The 17,277-nt window shown below is 52.3% G+C and carries 13 protein-coding genes and 1 tRNA gene; 4 read left to right on the top strand and 10 right to left on the bottom strand.

Annotated elements, in window-relative coordinates:
• The first annotated feature begins 2 nt into the window (after positions 1-2).
• A complete protein-coding gene (locus tag JR338_04795) occupies positions 3-2,102 on the top strand; it encodes an acetate--CoA ligase family protein (protein ID QRN84065.1) in 2,100 nt (699 codons plus the stop codon).
• Between the two features lie 15 nt (positions 2,103-2,117).
• Positions 2,118-2,912 (top strand): YhfC family intramembrane metalloprotease, encoded by a 795-nt coding sequence (locus JR338_04790; GenBank protein ID QRN84064.1) that lies wholly within the window; start codon positions 2,118-2,120, stop codon positions 2,910-2,912.
• Between the two features lie 74 nt (positions 2,913-2,986).
• Here the strand turns inward: JR338_04790 and JR338_04785 are convergent, their stop codons facing one another.
• Together JR338_04785 and JR338_04780 are read right to left on the bottom strand one after the other, a co-directional pair.
• Positions 2,987-4,294: a UDP-glucose/GDP-mannose dehydrogenase family protein gene (locus JR338_04785; GenBank protein ID QRN84063.1), complete on the bottom strand. Its 1,308-nt coding sequence runs from the start codon at positions 4,292-4,294 to the stop codon at positions 2,987-2,989.
• Between the two features lie 136 nt (positions 4,295-4,430).
• A tRNA-Thr gene (locus JR338_04780) sits at positions 4,431-4,503 on the bottom strand.
• A 62-nt stretch (positions 4,504-4,565) separates the two neighbouring features.
• Here JR338_04780 and JR338_04775 point away from each other — a divergent pair.
• The gene (locus JR338_04775; protein ID QRN84062.1) at positions 4,566-5,813 is read left to right on the top strand and encodes a glycosyltransferase; all 1,248 of its coding nucleotides are present in this window, start codon (positions 4,566-4,568) and stop codon (positions 5,811-5,813) included.
• Between the two features lie 14 nt (positions 5,814-5,827).
• Here JR338_04775 and dinB read toward each other — a convergent pair whose 3' ends face one another.
• From dinB to JR338_04745, 6 genes are all read right to left on the bottom strand, one after another.
• Positions 5,828-7,033 carry a DNA polymerase IV gene (gene dinB / locus JR338_04770; protein ID QRN84061.1) on the bottom strand — a complete coding sequence of 402 codons (1,206 nt, stop codon included), beginning with the start codon at positions 7,031-7,033 and terminating at the stop codon, positions 5,828-5,830.
• On the bottom strand, positions 7,008-8,030 hold the full coding sequence (locus tag JR338_04765) for an ATP-binding cassette domain-containing protein (protein QRN84060.1): 1,023 nt from the start codon (positions 8,028-8,030) through the stop codon (positions 7,008-7,010). The genes dinB and JR338_04765 overlap by 26 nt, the downstream gene beginning before the upstream one ends.
• A gap of 3 nt (positions 8,031-8,033) precedes the next feature.
• Entirely contained in the window at positions 8,034-8,840 is an 807-nt protein-coding gene (locus JR338_04760) for an ABC-2 family transporter protein (GenBank protein ID QRN84059.1), read from the bottom strand.
• 3 nt (positions 8,841-8,843) lie between these two features.
• Positions 8,844-9,635 (bottom strand): ABC-2 family transporter protein, encoded by a 792-nt coding sequence (locus JR338_04755; GenBank protein QRN84058.1) that lies wholly within the window; start codon positions 9,633-9,635, stop codon positions 8,844-8,846.
• A gap of 123 nt (positions 9,636-9,758) precedes the next feature.
• Positions 9,759-11,675, bottom strand: a complete 1,917-nt coding sequence (gene gyrB / locus JR338_04750) for a DNA topoisomerase (ATP-hydrolyzing) subunit B (protein ID QRN84057.1) — start codon at positions 11,673-11,675, stop codon at positions 9,759-9,761.
• Between the two features lie 32 nt (positions 11,676-11,707).
• Entirely contained in the window at positions 11,708-12,499 is a 792-nt protein-coding gene (locus JR338_04745) for a hypothetical protein (GenBank protein QRN84056.1), read from the bottom strand.
• Positions 12,500-12,859: 360 nt separating this feature from the next.
• On the opposite strand from JR338_04745, the gene JR338_04740 reads away from it, so the two are divergent.
• Positions 12,860-13,681, top strand: coding sequence for a hypothetical protein (locus JR338_04740; protein ID QRN84055.1), 822 nt, complete (start codon positions 12,860-12,862; stop codon positions 13,679-13,681).
• On the opposite strand, the gene JR338_04735 is transcribed toward JR338_04740, so the two are convergent.
• Together JR338_04735 and JR338_04730 are read right to left on the bottom strand one after the other, a co-directional pair.
• Positions 13,678-14,529: an MBL fold metallo-hydrolase gene (locus JR338_04735; GenBank protein QRN84054.1), complete on the bottom strand. Its 852-nt coding sequence runs from the start codon at positions 14,527-14,529 to the stop codon at positions 13,678-13,680. The genes JR338_04740 and JR338_04735 overlap by 4 nt on opposite strands.
• Before the next feature lie 85 nt (positions 14,530-14,614).
• Positions 14,615-17,221 (bottom strand): hypothetical protein, encoded by a 2,607-nt coding sequence (locus tag JR338_04730; GenBank protein QRN84053.1) that lies wholly within the window; start codon positions 17,219-17,221, stop codon positions 14,615-14,617.
• Between the last annotated feature and the right edge of the window lie 56 nt (positions 17,222-17,277).

The following is a 17,277-nucleotide window of genomic DNA, read 5'->3' as shown; positions in this document are numbered from 1 at the left end:
CCATGACGAATGACTTGGCACCCTTTTTCTCACCAACAGGTGTAGCCATCATTGGGGCTTCTACCAACCCGCGTAAACTAAGTTACGGTATTGTGAAAAATATGACCGAATACGGTTTTCAGGGTGGGATTTACCCTGTTAATCCCAAGGCAGATGAGGTCCTGGGCCTCAAGGTCTATGCGGATGTGGCCGATGTGCCCGATCCGGTGGACCTGGCTGTGGTCGTTCTGCCGGCACAGATGACGCCGGATGTGTTGCGAGCATGCGGGGAACGGGGGATCAAAGCCGTGGTTATCATCTCCGGCGGGTTCCGGGAAGTGGGTGGCCAGGGCAAGGTGCTGGAAGAAGAGTGCCGTGAGATCGCTGAATCTTACAATATGCGTCTGATCGGCCCAAACTGCGTGGGTACCTTGGATTTGACCACCGGTCTGAACACAACCTTTATCCAGGGCGTCCCAGCATTGGGATCGATTGGCTTCGTGTCACAGTCCGGCGCGGTTTGCGGCGGCGTGGTGGATTATATTGCCGATAAGTCCATCGGTTTTTCACACTTTGCCAGCCTGGGTAATGAGCTGGATGTGGATGAGTCCGATATGATTGCCTTTTTTGGCGATCATCCCAAAGTAAAAGTGATTGCGGCTTATGTGGAGGGCATTCAGGACGGTGCAAAATTCCTGCGGATTGCCAGCGAAGTCTCTCGCAAGAAACCGATTGTCCTGCTGAAAGCTGGGCGAACCGGAGCAGGCGCAAAAGCTGTCTCATCTCACACAGGGTCGCTGGCGGGATCCTATTCCGCCTATCAGGCGGTATTTGAACAGGCCGGTGTGATCGAAGTTCCAGATTTGCCCGCGCTATTTGACGTGGCCTGGGCGCTAAGCTGCCAACCCTTACCGAAAGGTGATAGGGTTGCAATCTTTACCAACGCGGGTGGCCCGGCAGCCTTGGCATCGGATGCCCTGGCCGCCAATGGTTTCACCCTGGCGGAGATTTCAGCGGGTCAGCGAGCCAAATTGGCTGAAAAACTGAACCCCAGTGCGCAGGTTGCCAACCCAATGGATATGCTGGGTGGCGCGGAACCGGGTGAATATGCCCACTGTCTGAAAACGCTTTATGGCGACCCGGATGTGGACGTTTTATTGCCGATGCTGGTGCCGCAGTCATTGGTGAACCCCGGTGATGTGGCAAGGGCGATTGCGGATGCCACTCGGGGCACAGATCAGACCGTGCTGGCTTGTATGGTCGGTGAGCGGAGCCTGGCGGAAGCCCGTCAGGTGCTGCATGAAAATAATATTCCGATGAGCATCTTCCCCGAAGTGCCCGGTCAGGTGTTGGGTGCGATGCGCAGCTATAGAGAGTGGCTGGCAAAGGGTGAAGGCGCTCCATTCTCGGTTGAGGATCGCAAAGTGGATCAAGCGGAGAAGCTGCTTCAATCCGTCAAACCGGGGCAGGCCCTAGGTGAGGCTGAAACTCGGCCGATCCTGGCAGCTTATGGGCTGGACCTGGTGCCTGGCGCACTGGCGAAGGACGCTCTGGAAGCCTCCCAAATTGCTGAAGAGCTGGGCTTCCCGGTTGTGGTGAAGGTGATCTCGCCCCAGGTACTGCATAAGTCGGACTTTGGTGGGATTGCCCTTAACCTGAACTCGGGCTATGAAGTTGAAAGCGCTGCCCTGAACATGGCCGCAGAAATTACTGAAAAAATGCCGGACGTTAAGATAACCAGCTTCCTGGTGGAAAAAATGGCACCCAAAGGTCTGGAAGTGATCATTGGGATGCGGCGGGACCCAACCTTTGGCCCCTTGATGATGTTTGGATTAGGTGGTATTTATGTAGAACTCTTCAAGGATGTTGGCTTCGGTGTGGCACCTCTGACTCAGCAGAGGGCCAAGGATATGATTGAAGCCACCAAGGCTGGACGATTGCTGCGAGGCTTCCGGGGCGGTCCGGTGTATGATCTGGACGGTGTTGTGGATGCCATTGGTCGGTTGAGCCAGTTGGCGGTGGATTTCCCGCAGATATCCGAAGTGGAGATCAATCCCCTGCTGGTGTTACCGGAAGGACAGGGTGCAAAGGTCCTGGATGCCCGGCTGATTTTGGCAGAATAGTGAATTGAGGTGTATATGCTGCCCTTAAGTATTGGTATTTTTATTGAAATATTGGTAACCGTTGCATTTCCGATCGCTGCGGGATTTTGGCTGAACAAGAAAAAAGGAATCTCCTGGCGGAAGATTGGCTATGGTGCCATTGCCTATTTCATTATGCAGACCCTGACGACGGTAGTCTTCATCGGGTTCACGATGCTGGTGGAGAACGGCGCACTGCCGCTGCAGGACCCTGCTCTGCGGATCACTCAGGTGGGGTTGTCCATCCTTTTGGGCGCCATCTTTGGCGCACTTGTCCGCTGGATTGGAATGAATAAGATGAAGGAAGACCTGAAGGATCTCCCTTCGGCCTGGGCGATAGGTCTGGGTTATGGCGGCGTGGAGACCATTCAATTGGTGGGCCTCCCCCTGGTGAGCACATTTTGGACAATGCTGACCAATATCAATCTGGATCCAGCAACGACCTCGCTGAGTCCGGATATCATCAGTCAGCTGGAAGAACTCTGGCAGGTGCCGTTCTATATTCCGCTGGCCGGTGCGATGGAACGAATCGGCGCAATGGTGATGCATCTGTTGGTAACTGTGTTGATCCTGCAAATCTTCAAACAAAATAAAAAATGGTTCCTGGCTGCTGCAATCGGCATTGAAGTACTGGTAAATGGGTTGGTCGCAGGCCTTTCCGAGGTTGGGTTTGAGACTGGCTGGGTGATCCTGGTCGCTGTCATTCTCATGGCCGGCAACCTTTACCTGCTAAAATATCTGAAAGCCTTTGATCTGAAGGCTGAACCTTCTGAGGAATTGCCGGTAATCTGATCGCCTAAGAATTAAGAAAATACCCCGGAAAGCTGACTGCTCTCCGGGGTTTATTATTTAACGTAATTTTGTTATTAGTTTGAGCCGGGGATACCCATACCGAAATAGGTGAAGCCCATTTCCTGAAGTTCTTCTCCGTTCCAGATATTGCGGCCATCCAGAATGATGCTGCCGCTCATATTGGCTTTGATGCGGTCAAAATCGAGGGACTTGAATTCATTCCATTCGGTTGCCAGCAGGAGCGCGTCAGCACCCTGAGCGACATCATAAGGGTTCTGGCAGAGGTTAAGTTCCGGAACCTCTTTCTTGCTGAGGGTCATGGCCTGCGGATCGTAACCTTGGACCGTAGCACCTTTTTCAATGAGCATCTTGATGATATCCAGCGATGGGGAATAGCGGATATCGTCGGTGTTGGGCTTAAAACTGAGCCCAAGGACGCCGATTTTCTTACCGCTGACACTGCCAAGTGCCTTTTCCAGCTTCTTCACGGCATGTTTGCGCTGGTTGAAGTTGATATCCATTACTGCCTGAAGGAGCTGCGGGTGGGTGTCATGGGTGACGGCCATGTGGGCGAGGGCTTTGACATCCTTGGGGAAGCAGCTACCGCCCCAACCGAGGCCGGCGTCCAGGAAGGCCGGGCCGATCCGTTTGTCCATGCCCATACCGCGGGCTACTTCACGAACATCCGCGCCGAGTGTCTCGCAGATATTGGCCATCTCATTGATGAAGGAGATCCGGGTGGCGAGGAATGCATTGGAGGCATATTTGATCATCTCTGCTGTACGTAGGTCGGTGATCATAATTTCCGAGCGGAGGGCCTGATAAAGTTCGGCAACCTGATGAGCCGCTTCTAAATCGGTGGACCCAAGGACGACCCGGTCAGGTTTCGTGAAGTCCATCACGGCGTTTCCTTCGCGCAGAAATTCCGGGTTGGAGACCACGCTGAATTTTGTGGTGACCTCACCATTCAGATCTTTGATGATCTCTGCGACCCAGTCGCCGGTGCCTACGGGCACAGTGGATTTATTAACGATGATGATGGAATGATCGAGGTTCCGGGCGATGGAAGTGGCAGCGGCCTTGACATATTGCATGTCCGCCTCGCCATCCTCGCTGGAAGGGGTCCCCACGGCGATGAAAGCAAATTCGCTATCCTTCAACGCTTCGGGATAACTGGTTGTGAAATCCAAGCGGCCAGCATCGACGTTTTGATCGACGATTTGTTTCAGGCCGGGTTCATAGATCGGCATGATCCCGCTGTTGAGCAGATCAATCCGTTTTTCATTGATATCCAGACAGGTGACCCGATGGCCCATGTCTGCAAAGCAAGTCCCGGTGACGAGGCCGACATATCCGGTGCCTATCACGCATAGTTTTGCCATAAAGAAATCCTCCAGAATTAAATTGTTGGCGAAAGTGCCTGCCAAAGTAATTTCAGGATATTATTATAACAACGAAATGGCCTAATCTGGGCCTTGGGCTTAAAATAGAAACAGCCCATCGGGCTGTTCGGTTGGAAGCCAACGGAGGGATTCGAACCCTCGACCTGGCGCTTACGAAGCGTCTGCTCTACCAGCTGAGCTACGTTGGCGTGCCCCCGATTATACCAGTAAGGCCGACGAACGCGCAAGATAATTAATGGAGAATACGATATTGAACATCGCAATGATTTCCTATCACACCTGTCCGCTGGCCGTTTTGGGCGGCAAGAATACCGGCGGGATGAACGTCTATGTCCGGGAACTGACTCGGTTCCTGGGGCAGGTCGGTGTGCATGTGGATGTCTTCACCCGTTCAATGGACGAGCATGTCCCGCAGGTCTCCCATGATTTGGGAAACTTCAATCGCGTCGTGCATGTCTCAGCGGGGCCGGAAGTTTATCTGCAGAAAGGCCAATTACGGGAATATATTGAGCCCTTTGCCGAGGGGATCATGGCATTCGCTGAGAAAAAGGGTATTCAATATGACCTGATCCACAGCCATTATTGGATGTCCGGTTTGGCAGGTATGATCCTTAAGGAGCGCTGGCAGGTGCCTATGCTGCAGATGTTCCACACTTTAGGGCTGATGAAGCAGCAGATCGGGCGGACCCCTGAGGAACGGGAGGGGCAAGAGCGGGTAGATGGCGAGTTGGCTGTAATGCAGGCTTCTGATCGGATCATTGCCGCAACGGAGGCGGAAGTGGGGCAGTTGGAACAGCTCTATGGCGTGAACCGCCGCAAGGTGAGCATTGTGCCCCCTGGCGTGGACACGCATCATTTTTACCCAATTCCGATGGATGAGGCAAAGGAAGCGATCGGAATTTCCCCCAAGGACCGGATGGCCTTGTTTGTGGGACGGATTGAACCCCTCAAAGGTGTGGATACCCTTATTCGAGCGATGGCGATATTGAAGGAGAAATGCGTGCAGTATATCTGTCCGCATTATCTGGTCATCATTGGCGGTGACCCGGAAGGACACCCTGAGCGGGATGAGAGTGAAATGGGACGGCTGCAGATCCTGGCGCGGTCTCTGGGGCTGGATGATATTGTGTTCTTCCTCGGCAGACGCGGCCAGGATACCTTACCCTATTATTATTCCGCTGCAGAAGTAGTCGTCATGCCTTCTCATTATGAAAGTTTTGGAATGGTTGCGTTGGAGGCGATGGCCTGCGGGACGCCGGTGATCGCTTCACGTGTGGGTGGTTTGGCGCATCTGGTGAAGGATGGCGAGACGGGGTTCTTCGTGCCGGCTCAGGACCCGGAAGCCCTGGCGGACAAGCTGCGGCTGCTTTTTATGACGCATGACCTGCGGGAAGAGATGGGCAGGCAGGCGGTGGCTTATGCCCAGAAATTACGCTGGGAGACCATTACAGACCAAATCGCGGAAATTTACCAACAATTATTGAAATCCAATACCTAATTTTCCTACCAGGATTATTCTGATTCAGGGGGCTTCTGTTCGGATTCCTTTGGAGAGGGTATTCTGCCCGCACGCTGGATGATATTCCGGCCGAATCGGTCCCGGAGTTCATCCATGGCATTGAGCAGCCGGGCCTGTCTTTGGTGGTCATCCCCCCAGAGTTCCAATTGGTGCATGGGCGGCCCCAGGTTGCTGACCCCCACGCCTATCAGCCGTACAGGTTTGCCAAATGGCCAGTTTTGCTTGAAAAGGGTCAGGGCGTTCTCAAAGATCTCCTGGTCGAGATTGGTGGCAGAAGAGAGAGTGATCTGGCGCGTGATGGTCGTGAAATCCTCCCAACGCAATTTGATCTGCACGGTGGTGCCAGCCAGGGAGTCTTTTCGTAAACGGCGGCCCACGGATTCGGAGAGCTGCCGGAGGGTTTGCTCCAGGTGAGTGGCATCCTGGATGTCTTTGACGAAAGTGACCTCGTTGCTAACGGACTTGACCTCGTGTTCCATTGAAATGGGGCGGTCATCAATTCCCCGGGCGCGGTCGCGCAAATCCGGCCCGAAGCGGCCAAAGACCATCTCCAGGGTTGAAGAGGGAGCTTCTGCAAGGCCGCCAATCGTGATGATGCCAATCGCCTTGAGCTTTTCGGCGGTTTTCGGCCCAACGCCCCAAAGGGACTGGGTAGGCAGAGGTGCTAAGAATGCGGCTTCTTCTCCCGGCGGGATGATGGTGATGGTGTTGGGGGGTGTGGGGCCTTTTTTCTGGGCTTTTCCCCAGTCATTGGCGATTTTGGCGACCAGTTTGTTCGTCGCACCGCCAATCGAGATGGGCAGCTGCAGTTGGGTGTTGACCCGGTCTTGCAGCATATGGGCGATCTGCTCAATCGACTCGGGCAGGGTCGTGACATCCACAAAGGCTTCGTCAATCGAGATTTTTTCGATAAATGGGGTGACTTCGAGAAGCGCCATGACCTGTTTGGAGACTTCGCCATATCGGCCGTGCCGGGAGGAAACCACGATCAGCTCCGGACACAACCGCAGCGCCTGTCCCATGGGCATGGCGGAATGGACACCGTGCATCCGGGCCGCATAGGAGCAGGAGGCAACAACGCCGCGCCGGTCTGCCTGACCGCCGACGGCGAAAGGCTTGCCTTTTAGCGTTGGGTCGTTGTTTTCTTCAACAGCGCAAAAGAAGGCATCCAGGTCAAGATGCAGGATCTTCCGTGTCATATGGATGATTATACAATAGCTGGCCTTCGTAAATCTGGCGGATGGTGTCCTCGATGGGCTGGTTTTGAACCTCCAGATCGGAGATTCGGTAATTTGCAGAGAGCCGGTTGATCAGCCTGGAGGCGGAGATGGTTTTCCTCTCGAAGCTGAAAACTACCTGATTGCCGTCGATTGTGACCACCTCGGCATCCTGGAGATGAATATCGGGATAGTGCTCTGCAAATTCCACGCTGAGAAAACGCTTACCGCCAAATTCCGCCAGCAATTTGGCTAGTTTGCCATCGAAGAGGATCTTGCCGTGGTCAATAATCAGAACTCTTTCACATAGCTTCTGTACGTCTGAGATATCATGCGTGGTCAGCAGGATGGTTGTTCCCTTTTCCTGGTTGATATATTGGATGAAATCACGGATGCGCTGCTTGGCGACCACGTCCAGCCCGATGGTCGGTTCATCAAGGAAGACCAGGCTCGGGTTGTGCAGGAACGCGGCGCAGAGGTCTGCCCGCATCCGCTGCCCAAGGGAAAGGGAGCGGACAGGCGTGTTGAGGAAGGGATCGAGTTCGAGTATCTCTCGGAAATGGTTGAAATTAGCCTGAAAGACATCTTGAGGGATTTCATAGATCCGCTGGAGCAATTCGATCGAGTCCGTCAGAGGCAGGTCCCACCAGAGGGTCGTCCGCTGACCGAAGACAACGCCGATTTCACGGACATAATCCTTGCGCTGTTTCCAGGGGAGGTAGCCGTTGACCTCAAGGGAGCCGGAGGTTGGAACCAGCAAGCCGGCCAGCATCTTGAGTGTAGTGGATTTGCCAGCGCCATTTGGGCCGATATAACCCACCAGCTCGCCGGAATTGACTTCAAAGCTGACCCCATCCACCGCATGGACGAGGTCATAGCTGTGATCGAACAGGTTGCGGACCGCTCCCAGGTAGCCTTTGTGGTTGTGGTGAACCTTGAAGTCTTTTGATAAGTCTTGGACATTAATTATTGGTTTCATGGTTTAACTTCCAGAACTCTGATAATTACGAATGCCGAAATGCCAGAATCGTAAGGCCAGCAGGAACATCACTGCCGCGGCGGCCGGTGCCAGGAAGGAGACAAAGGCCGGTGCACCGAGGGGATCGGTTTTCCCCAGGATGAAGACGGCTGGATAGTAGCTGAGCAGGATGGCCGGGACGACATAGGTGAAAAGCATGCGGATGGGACGGGGGAAGATGTGCATGGGGTAGGACATAACTTCATTGCCACCATAGGAGAAAATATTGAGGATTTCCAGCCGTTCCATGGTCCAAAAAGTGGTGGTTGCGCCGATGACGAAAAGGCTGCCGAAGAAAAAGACCTGGCTGACAACCAATATTGGGAGATAGATCAGTTTGATGGCCGTCCACTCCACCTGCAGCAGGGTGAGGCTGTAGATGAAGATGATTAGTCCTTCGATCATCTTCCCCAGCCTGCGCAGCACGAAACGGGAGCCAAAGACTTGCAGCGTGATATTGGCAGGCCGCAGCAGGAGCTGATCAAACTGGCCTTTGCGGATCATCGGGCCAAAAACGTCATAATCGAAACCGCTGAAGATCAAATCCATGAGGCCGAAGCTGAACTCTGCTAAACCCCAGACAAATGCAACCTCGCCCAGGTTCCAGCCGCCGATATTATCGAAGCGGGTGAAGGTCAGCGCGAAGGCCACAAAGTAGAAGCCCATGATGATCACACTGCTGATCACTTCAAGGATGAAGGAGACCGGGTATTGGAGTTGGGACCGGATCTGGAGCCGGATAAAGTGCAGAAGTAGTTTGATGGATTTCATGCCCTAGCCCCCCTGGATGACCAGTTTCCTGACTCCGCGGGAAAGCACCAGCTGGTCAAAAAAGATGAAGAAAATGACCCAGGAAACCTGGATCAACACGGCCTGCAGAAGATCAAAGCCTTTGAGGTTGTTGATGAAGATCTCAATAGGGAGGTAGACGCTGGCTCCAAAAGGAGTCAGCCGGGAGAAATTTGCCAGCCAATCCGGAAAAAGATCCAGCGGCATGAAGAAGCCCGAAAAGATCCAGCTCAGGCCAAAAGCGAACCGCCCAATTCCGATGGCATTGGGGGACCAGAATGCCGCCAGGTTCACCAGGAATCGCCAGCCGAAGCTGATCAGTTCCGAAAGGACGATTGAAAGCAAGAAAACCAACCACTGCAGGAGGGAATCCGGCAGGGTGATGTTGTAGAAGAGGGTGAAGATCAGAAAGAGCGGCAGGCTGCGGATGAAGAATGAGCCCAAAGCACGGCCCAGGTCGATGCCCAGCCAGTAGGTGAAGAAGTTCATCGGCTTGAGCAAGTGAGCGCCGATTTCACCATTATTGATCGCGTGCATAACGTCATACCAGGAGAAGAAGCTCAGGAAACCAATCAGCGCCTGGGTGATCCCGGCGAAAGTGATGGCGCTTTGGATGGTTAAGCCATTGACAACGTTCTTCTCATTGAAAAGCGCAATCAGCACTGCCGCGCGGAAGAAAGCGAACATCAAATTGGTTGCTAGACCCGAGAGGTTCGCAGCGCGATAAGTCAACTGGCGCCTGAATGAGGTGCGAATAGTCGCAAAAAAAGCTGTCATGGATCGATTTTCTCTGTGACGTGTGTGAAATGTCCATTATAACATGGGGAGAAATGGTGGCAAAAATAAAAAAAGCTGCACCTGATAAAGGTGCAGCCTTAGATTTCTTGTTGAGGTTATTTTCTACACATCCAGATTGCGGACTTCCTTGGCATGGGTCTGGATGAAGCGACGGCGGGGCGGCACTTTGGATCCCATCAGCATGTCGAAGGTGCGATCTGCTTCTGCGGCGTCTTCCACGTTCACCCGCAGGAAAGTGCGGTTATCCGGGTTCATTGTGGTTTCCCAAAGCTGTTCAGGGTTCATTTCACCCAAACCCTTATAGCGCTGGAGACCGAATTTGCCCCCGCTTGCGGTGATTTCCTTGGTCAGTTTTTCCATTTCTGCTTCGGTGTAGACATAGGTCTTTTCCTTGCCGTGGGTGATCAGATAGAGCGGCGGTTGAGCGATGAACAGGTGGCCGCTTTCAATTAATGGGGCCATGTAGCGGAAGAAGAAGGTCAACAACAAGGTGCGGATGTGGGCGCCGTCAACGTCAGCATCCGTCATGATGACAACATTATGATAGCGCAAGCCATCGAGCGAGAAGGACTCACCAATCCCAGTTCCCAGGGCGGAGATCAGCGCTTTGACTTCGTTATTGTTGAGGATCTTATCAAGCCGGGCACGCTCGGTGTTGAGGATCTTACCGCGCAGGGGGAGGATGGCCTGGAAGTGTCGGTCACGCCCTTGTTTGGCGGAGCCGCCAGCCGATTCACCCTCGACGATATAGAGTTCGGTCCGTTCCGGGTTGCGTTCTGAGCAGTCAGCCAGTTTGCCAGGGAGGGTCAGGCTTTCCAGCGCGGACTTGCGGATGACCAGGTCGCGGGCCTTGCGGGCGGCTGCCCGGGCGCGGGCGGAGGTCAAACATTTCTGGATGATCTTCTTGGCTGTGGCGGTGTTCTGCTCCAGGAAATTGCTGAAACCATCAGCGACGACCTGCTGCACATAGGTCTGAACCTCGGGGTTCATCAATTTGACTTTGGTCTGGCTCTCAAATTGGGGATCGGGATGTTTGATGCTGACAATCGCTGTCAGCCCCTCACGAGTATCCTCACCCGAGAAGTTCGAGTCCGCATCTTTTAGAAGGCTGTTCTTACGGGCGAAGTCATTGATTGAGCGGGTCAGGGCGATGCGCAACCCGGTCAGATGTGTGCCGCCATCAATGGTGTTGATGGTGTTGGCGAAAGCATAGACCGATTCGGAGTAGGCATCTGAGAACTGGACGGCCACTTCAATGCCGACATCTTCAACATCCTTTTCAAGGAAGACGACATTATGCAGTGGGTCGCGGTTTTGGTTGAGGTAACGGACAAAGGAGGAAATCCCGCCCTCAAAGTGGAAGGTGATATCTTTCGAAGTACGCACATCTTCAAGATGAATGGTCACGCCGCGGGTAACAAATGCCATCTCGCGGAAACGTTGGGCCAGAACATCAAATTTATAAGTGAAATCGCCCTTGAAGAGGGTGGTGTCATAACGGAAGGTCGTGATGGTGCCAGTTTCGTTTTTAGGCGCTTTGCCAATTTCTTTGACAGCAGCTTGGGGAATGCCTTTTTCATAGCGCTGGAAATATTCCTTGCCTTCGCGATGCACGCGGACCTCACACCATTCAGAAAGGGCGTTGACCGCTGAAACACCGACGCCATGCAAACCGCCGGAGACTTTATAGCTGCTGCCGCCGAATTTACCACCGGCGTGCAGGGTGGTCATAACAACCTCAAGGGCTGAGATTTTCTTCTCAGGGTGGAGATCCACGGGGATACCGCGGCCATTGTCTTTGACGGTGACGCTTTCATCTTCATTGATAATGACATCAATTCTGTCACAGGAGCCAGCCAGGGCCTCATCAATGGAGTTATCAACAACCTCATAGATCAGGTGGTGCAGCGCCTTGACATCCGTGCCGCCAACGTACATACCTGGACGGCGGCGGACTGCTTCCAAACCTTCGAGGACTTGAATATCATTTGCGTTGTATGAATTTGGTTGAGTTGCCAATTGACTTTCTCCGTTCGTTATTTTTCTTTATTTCATTGACGAGACGATTTCAAATTTTTATTCATGATGGTCTGCGTAAACTTTGTGGCATCGACAAAATAGTAGAAGGATGCTGCAATGACCGCAGAGACAATAAATGCATGCCCCAAAATGCCGATCAGCAGGAACCAACTGTCTGACGTGGGTGCTTTCCAGAGGATATTGAAGCCCCGGATCAGGATATAACTAGCCAGCAGGAACCACGAGGTCTGTCCCATTGAGACTTTCACAACGCTGATGCTGGTCATCATCGCCGATATCAGGTTCTGCTTATAGAGGTAGATGCTGTGGGGGGTGAAAACCAGGGGCATGATGATCCATAGCAGGATGATTGCAATCATGAACATGACAAAGTTACTGATGGCCGGGCTGAGCACCGTCACTAAGGAGATGACCAGCAGGATGGGAATGCTCATCACCAACAAAACGATGATCATGAAAATCGGCATCAGGATGACCTGCAGGAAAGACCAAAGGAATGACTTAAAAGTTCGCTTCTTTGGAGAAGGTAGAACCTCTTTGGATATATTCTGGAAATAAAAATTACCGAGAAAATAACCAATTGCCATAAAAATCAACCAGATAGCAACTATCTGGAAGTTGGAGGTCAACTCAAATACCGCGGGATTTCCCAAGGGATTGGTAAACGCACCCTCGCCGGACATTAGACTGGGAACACCAATCGGCAGGGTGCTGAGTGTGATCGCCAGATTGAATTGACTTAGGAGGTCTTGCCAGAAGGTCTGGAAGGCTTGGACGGTCTCCACATATTCAGGGGTATTCAACCCGGGAAGGTTCGAAAAACCCTGAATAAGGGGTTTAAAGTATTCATCGACGCGCCATCCAGGACCAAACCACAAAAATAGATCCAATAGAACCGGCAAAAGGATCAAATAGGGTTTGCTGGCAATTATATTAAAGCCGGATAATAATGCCTGAATGACTTTTGGTTTTTCTATCTTAATATCAGAACTTGTGTTCATACAACCATGAATTTTACCACATTCAGCCCCTAAAGGGTACCTAAAATGGGGTGAATTTACGCATTATCGACGTGATCGCTTCATTTAATTAAAGAAAATGAAAAATACTGATGATGGGGTTTCCTCTTATCCTATTCATAGCGCTCATGGTAAAATGGCGCTATGCAATTCAGAGAGTCTTTGCCCAATATCAATCGTTTGTCGATTGTGACTGCGGCCATCATGATGGCATTTGCCCTGACCCTGGTGGTGTCATTCCCGGCGTCTACCATATCGCTTAATTTGATGGGGATTGCGCTGGAATTTTCTCTCAATTACGGTTCATTGACCATCCTGCTGACCAGTCTGCTGGCGGCGGCAGGGATGGAATGGCTGTTACAATCCCATCCAGCCAATATTGTCCAGGAGAACCCTCTAGCAAATCTTCGCCATTGGCTTGTGCCGGTGTTGACGACATTTGTGATTGGCGTGACCTTGGAAAACTTTAGGGGGGAAGTGTTTTGGTGGGTGGCCTTCATCCTTGGCAGCTTGCTGTTATTGGCCGTATTCATTGCTGAATATAATGTGATGGATGTGCACAGCGTTCGCCATCCGATTGCGGCAATGGGGTTGACCGGCCTATCCTTTACGCTTTACTTTCTGATGATCATCGCCATTTATTCTGCTGATCTGCGGCTCTACGTCCGGTTGCCGTTGATTGCACTTGGCGCTGTAATGGTGATCAGCCGTTCAATTTATTTGCGATTAGGCAGTTGGCATATGCTCTGGTCGCTGGTGAGCAGCCTGGTTGTGACTGAGATCGCCGTTGGATTTCACTATCTGCCCCTGGCGCCATTGCAAATCAGCCTGGTGATCATTGGTGTGGCGTATGCATTAACGGGGGTTGTTTCAGGGATAAAAGAATCCCGAAGCGGTTGGGCTTTTTGGGCGGAACCGATCGGGATGTTAGGTATCCTGATTTTGGTTGGATTGATCTTACTTTAGCTGTATTCGGCTTCCAGCTTTTCTTTTTCAACCGTTTGATGATAAAGCGCTCGTAGGTTGCGTTTATGCAGCTCGCTGGCTAAACCGCCCAGCAAAACCCGGCTCTTCCCACAAGCTTCAATTCCGATACTGTCCAGAACCTCGAGGGGATTCTTGCGCCGCATTGCCGTCCGGACGGCTTTGCTAATCGCACGCAGGTAGGTGATGTTCTCTTTGGCTTTTTCTTCAATTTCACCCCTGAGGATGATGTCACCATGTCCCTGAATGATGTTTTCAAGGCCCATACCGGCTATAGTGTTGGTCGTCTCGATGTATTGGTCCAGGTCGCCCTCGACAATGAAGGGCACCGGCATGAAAGCGTCGCCAGTAAAGAGGATGCGGTCCTCTTCAATGAGCGCCGCAATTCCATCGGTGGAATGGCCTGGGGTGGGGAAGAGCTTAAGATGTTTCTTCCCGATCTTCATATTGAAGGAGCCCTCACGGAAAGTGATGGTTGGCGGGACGATCTTCATTTTTTTGTAGAGGGGAATGTCCTGGCTGGCAACTTCGAGTGCAGCCGGGGCACGATTCATCATCTTTTGCCGACAGATTTCATGACCGATGATCGTTGCATTGGGGAAAAAGTAATTTCCCCAGCTGTGGTCAGCGTGGTGGTGGGTATTGATGACGTAGCGTATGGGAAGATTGAGCTTCTTTTCGATGAAATCCCGAATTTCGGGGGTTTCCTGGGGCATTAATGTATCAATCACAACCGCCCATTGCGGGCCGGCAATGGCGCCAGCGGAGACCTGGGCGTAGGTATCACTTTGGAACCAATATACGTTTTCAGAGACGCGTTCGCGTTGCATAGACCTATCCTAATGACAGAAATTAATTCCAGCAAAGAATAGCACAAATTAAATTAAAAGTCAAAAATTCAGGGTTTTAGGGGTGTTATTTAACGCGGGTCTTAATCAGAATGAAGCTGATACATGCCACCAAAACCAAGCCGCTGATGGTTCCCAGTGCCAGGAAAGGCCACTGGATTTCATCTCCAGCCTGGGGTTGTTCGTTGCCCTGGGAGCCTCCCTGATTATCGGAATCCCGGTCGGTGTTGTTATCATCCTGGCTGCTTCCCGGTTCTTCGTCTGGAGAAGGAGTCGCTGTGCTGATGATGTAGCCGCCTTCGGATGGATATCCGGAATCGCCGGAAGGGTACTGAGTAGCTCCGGGTTCGTTCTCAGCAGGGTAGCCGGAAGAACCGCTCGCGGTTGCAGCACTGTAAGTGGGTTTGGTTGCACTGGTCCGGCTGGGGGTCGGTGTCGGACCATAGGTGCGCACCTGGGTCGGCCCGCCAAGCGGCGTGGCTGTCGCCCGTCGATAATAAGAGGTCGGCGACCGGTAATAGTAGGGCGTTGAGGTCCGGGTGGGATAGGGCGTCCGGGTCAACGTGGGGGTGCGGGTCAGAGTTGAGGTGGGTGTCGCTGTGGAGGTCAGGACGCTGACCGGGCCGTAGAATTCGATTGATTGTCCCTGTTTGTTGACCACTTCCAATTTATAGTAATACGTCCGGGTAAATTGAATCGACCCATCCGTGTAATAATAGATCCCGCCGATATGGGTATCACCGATTGATTCGATCAGGGGAGAAATCCGCGCATAGGTCCCGTTTTCAATATCGCTGCGCAGGACATGGAAGCCGGAAATGTTGCTCTCACTGGAGGTGTTCCAGCGGATTTTATTATCCGAGCCATCGAAGGTGACGGTGAACTGTGAGAGGTCAATGCCACCATCGTTCGGAAGACCGACGACGAATGGTGTGAAATTGAGATCGCTGATCAGGTTGGGCCGGTTGCCAACATTAGTGTCGATCTCCACCTGAATTTCATTTAAAGTGGTATTGCAGGTCGTGGTCTGGCCTGTTGCACTGCCTGCACCGGTGCCATCCGGGGTCTGGCCAGTGGTGTCCCAATATTCTGTGACGTTATAGGCCGGGTCATGCCACCAGAGGGGATAGTCTGCTGGATTACCAGAACCACAAAATTCTGATGATTCGATTTCAGCGGTGCAAGTCGCATTTTGGTCGTATTTAATGGTCAGGTTGAGCTTGCTGGGAGATTCTCCCTCGGCCAGGAAGATATCGTAGTAATTCGAGCAGGGTGTGATCGAATCTCCTAAAGTGCCGTAGAAGGGAACATTCTCAGCTGAGCCTTGACCGTGGTTGACAATCACCAGGTCATAGTTTGAACCACCGCTGTGACTGTAGGCGATTTCACCGTCAAAAGCATACTGTTTGACAGCGGTAACGGTGACCTGTTCAGCATTGACGCCAGGGATACCCACATTCGTCTTGATGGCCGCACCCAATTGTTTGCTGTTCGAGACTGAACAATCCAGGGCATTGGCGGAGGCTGTCTCGTCATCGCCCCAGAAGTTATGATCTGCATTTCCTGAACCGTTGCAGATCACCTGATAGCTGCTGGCATTGTCGATAATGTTATTAGTATAAATGGAGAGATCACCGCTGGCGCTTTCCTTATAAATGGCGTAACTGCTGTTATTTGCAATGTCATTAAAAGCAATGATGGGGCTGCCGCTGTTGTCACGGACGCGGATGCCGATATTGCCATTCATCAGCGTATTATGCCGGATGGCAACAGCGCCCGAGCTGTTGATCTCAATCAGGGTGCGATGGGAAGTTCCGCAGGTACCATCAAGGGTCAGGTTTTCAACTGCCGCGCCGACTGTAATGGAGAGCAGCGATTCGTTGCAACTGGTGCTTTCAGAGCTGATGGCGGCATCTTCAATGCCTGTGACCAGTACAGCTTTATCAATCAGAACAGCTTCACTTTTAATGTTGTATTCTCCCAGAATTTGGATGATGTCAGCGGCTGAAGCCGCATTCACGGCATCACGCAGGCCGGTCCCGAGGCCGCCATCCAGATCATCGCCGGAATTGACGAAACAGGGTGAATTGCTGCTGCAATCTGCGGCGCTATTGGCGACATAGACTGTGTTGGTGTGCGGTGCCACTGAGATTGTCGTTGATGTGTAGTCTGACGTTCCGATCCAATTTCCTAAATCGTTTCTTTCGAATACCAAAACTCGAATGTCACCAGATACTGTGGTGCTTGGGTCGATATTCAGGGCGAAATCCAATGAATCGTTGGTGTAGCCGGCTGTTAAGGTAGAGTAAGCTCCGGTGATCCACTCATAATTCGTCGGTGCAAGGGAGGTACATAATCCATCGGTTTCACCAGGTGAATAAGCCAGGTTTGAGTCCAGCCCTTCATCTGATAGCCACCCGGTGCTGAAATCCGCCCAGCCGCCAGTGGGTGCATAGACGCAGACCTGGGTGTTGGGGGTATAGGATTCAGGGGAGAGGGGGAAGCTGACGGAGAAGTTCAACCGCTGACCGGCCGCACAACCGCTGGTGGGGCAAGCGCTTGGGGATAGAAGGATGATGCCTTCAGCTCGATCTGTATTTGATAAGGCAGAGATGACAAACACAGCCGAGAGGAAGACTGCCAGAAGGGTGCCGATCCAGAAATGTTTTCGCATAGTATATACTTGGGTTGAAACTTGAAACCATTATACCATCCCGGCTACAATTATTG

The sequence above is a fragment of the Chloroflexota bacterium genome (assembly GCA_016887485.1).
Classification (GTDB): Bacteria; Chloroflexota; Anaerolineae; order Anaerolineales; family Anaerolineaceae; genus Brevifilum.
Note: the sequence above shows the minus strand (reverse complement) of the source record. Positions and strands in the feature narration are given on the sequence as shown.

Coding starts and splice junctions, on each gene's coding strand:
- JR338_04785 (QRN84063.1), bottom strand. CDS start 4,294: ATGGCAAAACTATGCGTGATAGGCACCGGATATGTCGGCCTCGTCACC.
- dinB (QRN84061.1), bottom strand. CDS start 7,033: ATGACACGGAAGATCCTGCATCTTGACCTGGATGCCTTCTTTTGCGCT.
- JR338_04760 (QRN84059.1), bottom strand. CDS start 8,840: ATGAAATCCATCAAACTACTTCTGCACTTTATCCGGCTCCAGATCCGG.
- JR338_04755 (QRN84058.1), bottom strand. CDS start 9,635: ATGACAGCTTTTTTTGCGACTATTCGCACCTCATTCAGGCGCCAGTTG.
- JR338_04735 (QRN84054.1), bottom strand. CDS start 14,529: ATGCAACGCGAACGCGTCTCTGAAAACGTATATTGGTTCCAAAGTGAT.
- JR338_04795 (QRN84065.1), top strand. CDS start 3: ATGACGAATGACTTGGCACCCTTTTTCTCACCAACAGGTGTAGCCATC.
- JR338_04790 (QRN84064.1), top strand. CDS start 2,118: ATGCTGCCCTTAAGTATTGGTATTTTTATTGAAATATTGGTAACCGTT.
- JR338_04730 (QRN84053.1), bottom strand. CDS start 17,221: ATGCGAAAACATTTCTGGATCGGCACCCTTCTGGCAGTCTTCCTCTCG.
- JR338_04740 (QRN84055.1), top strand. CDS start 12,860: ATGCAATTCAGAGAGTCTTTGCCCAATATCAATCGTTTGTCGATTGTG.
- JR338_04765 (QRN84060.1), bottom strand. CDS start 8,030: ATGAAACCAATAATTAATGTCCAAGACTTATCAAAAGACTTCAAGGTT.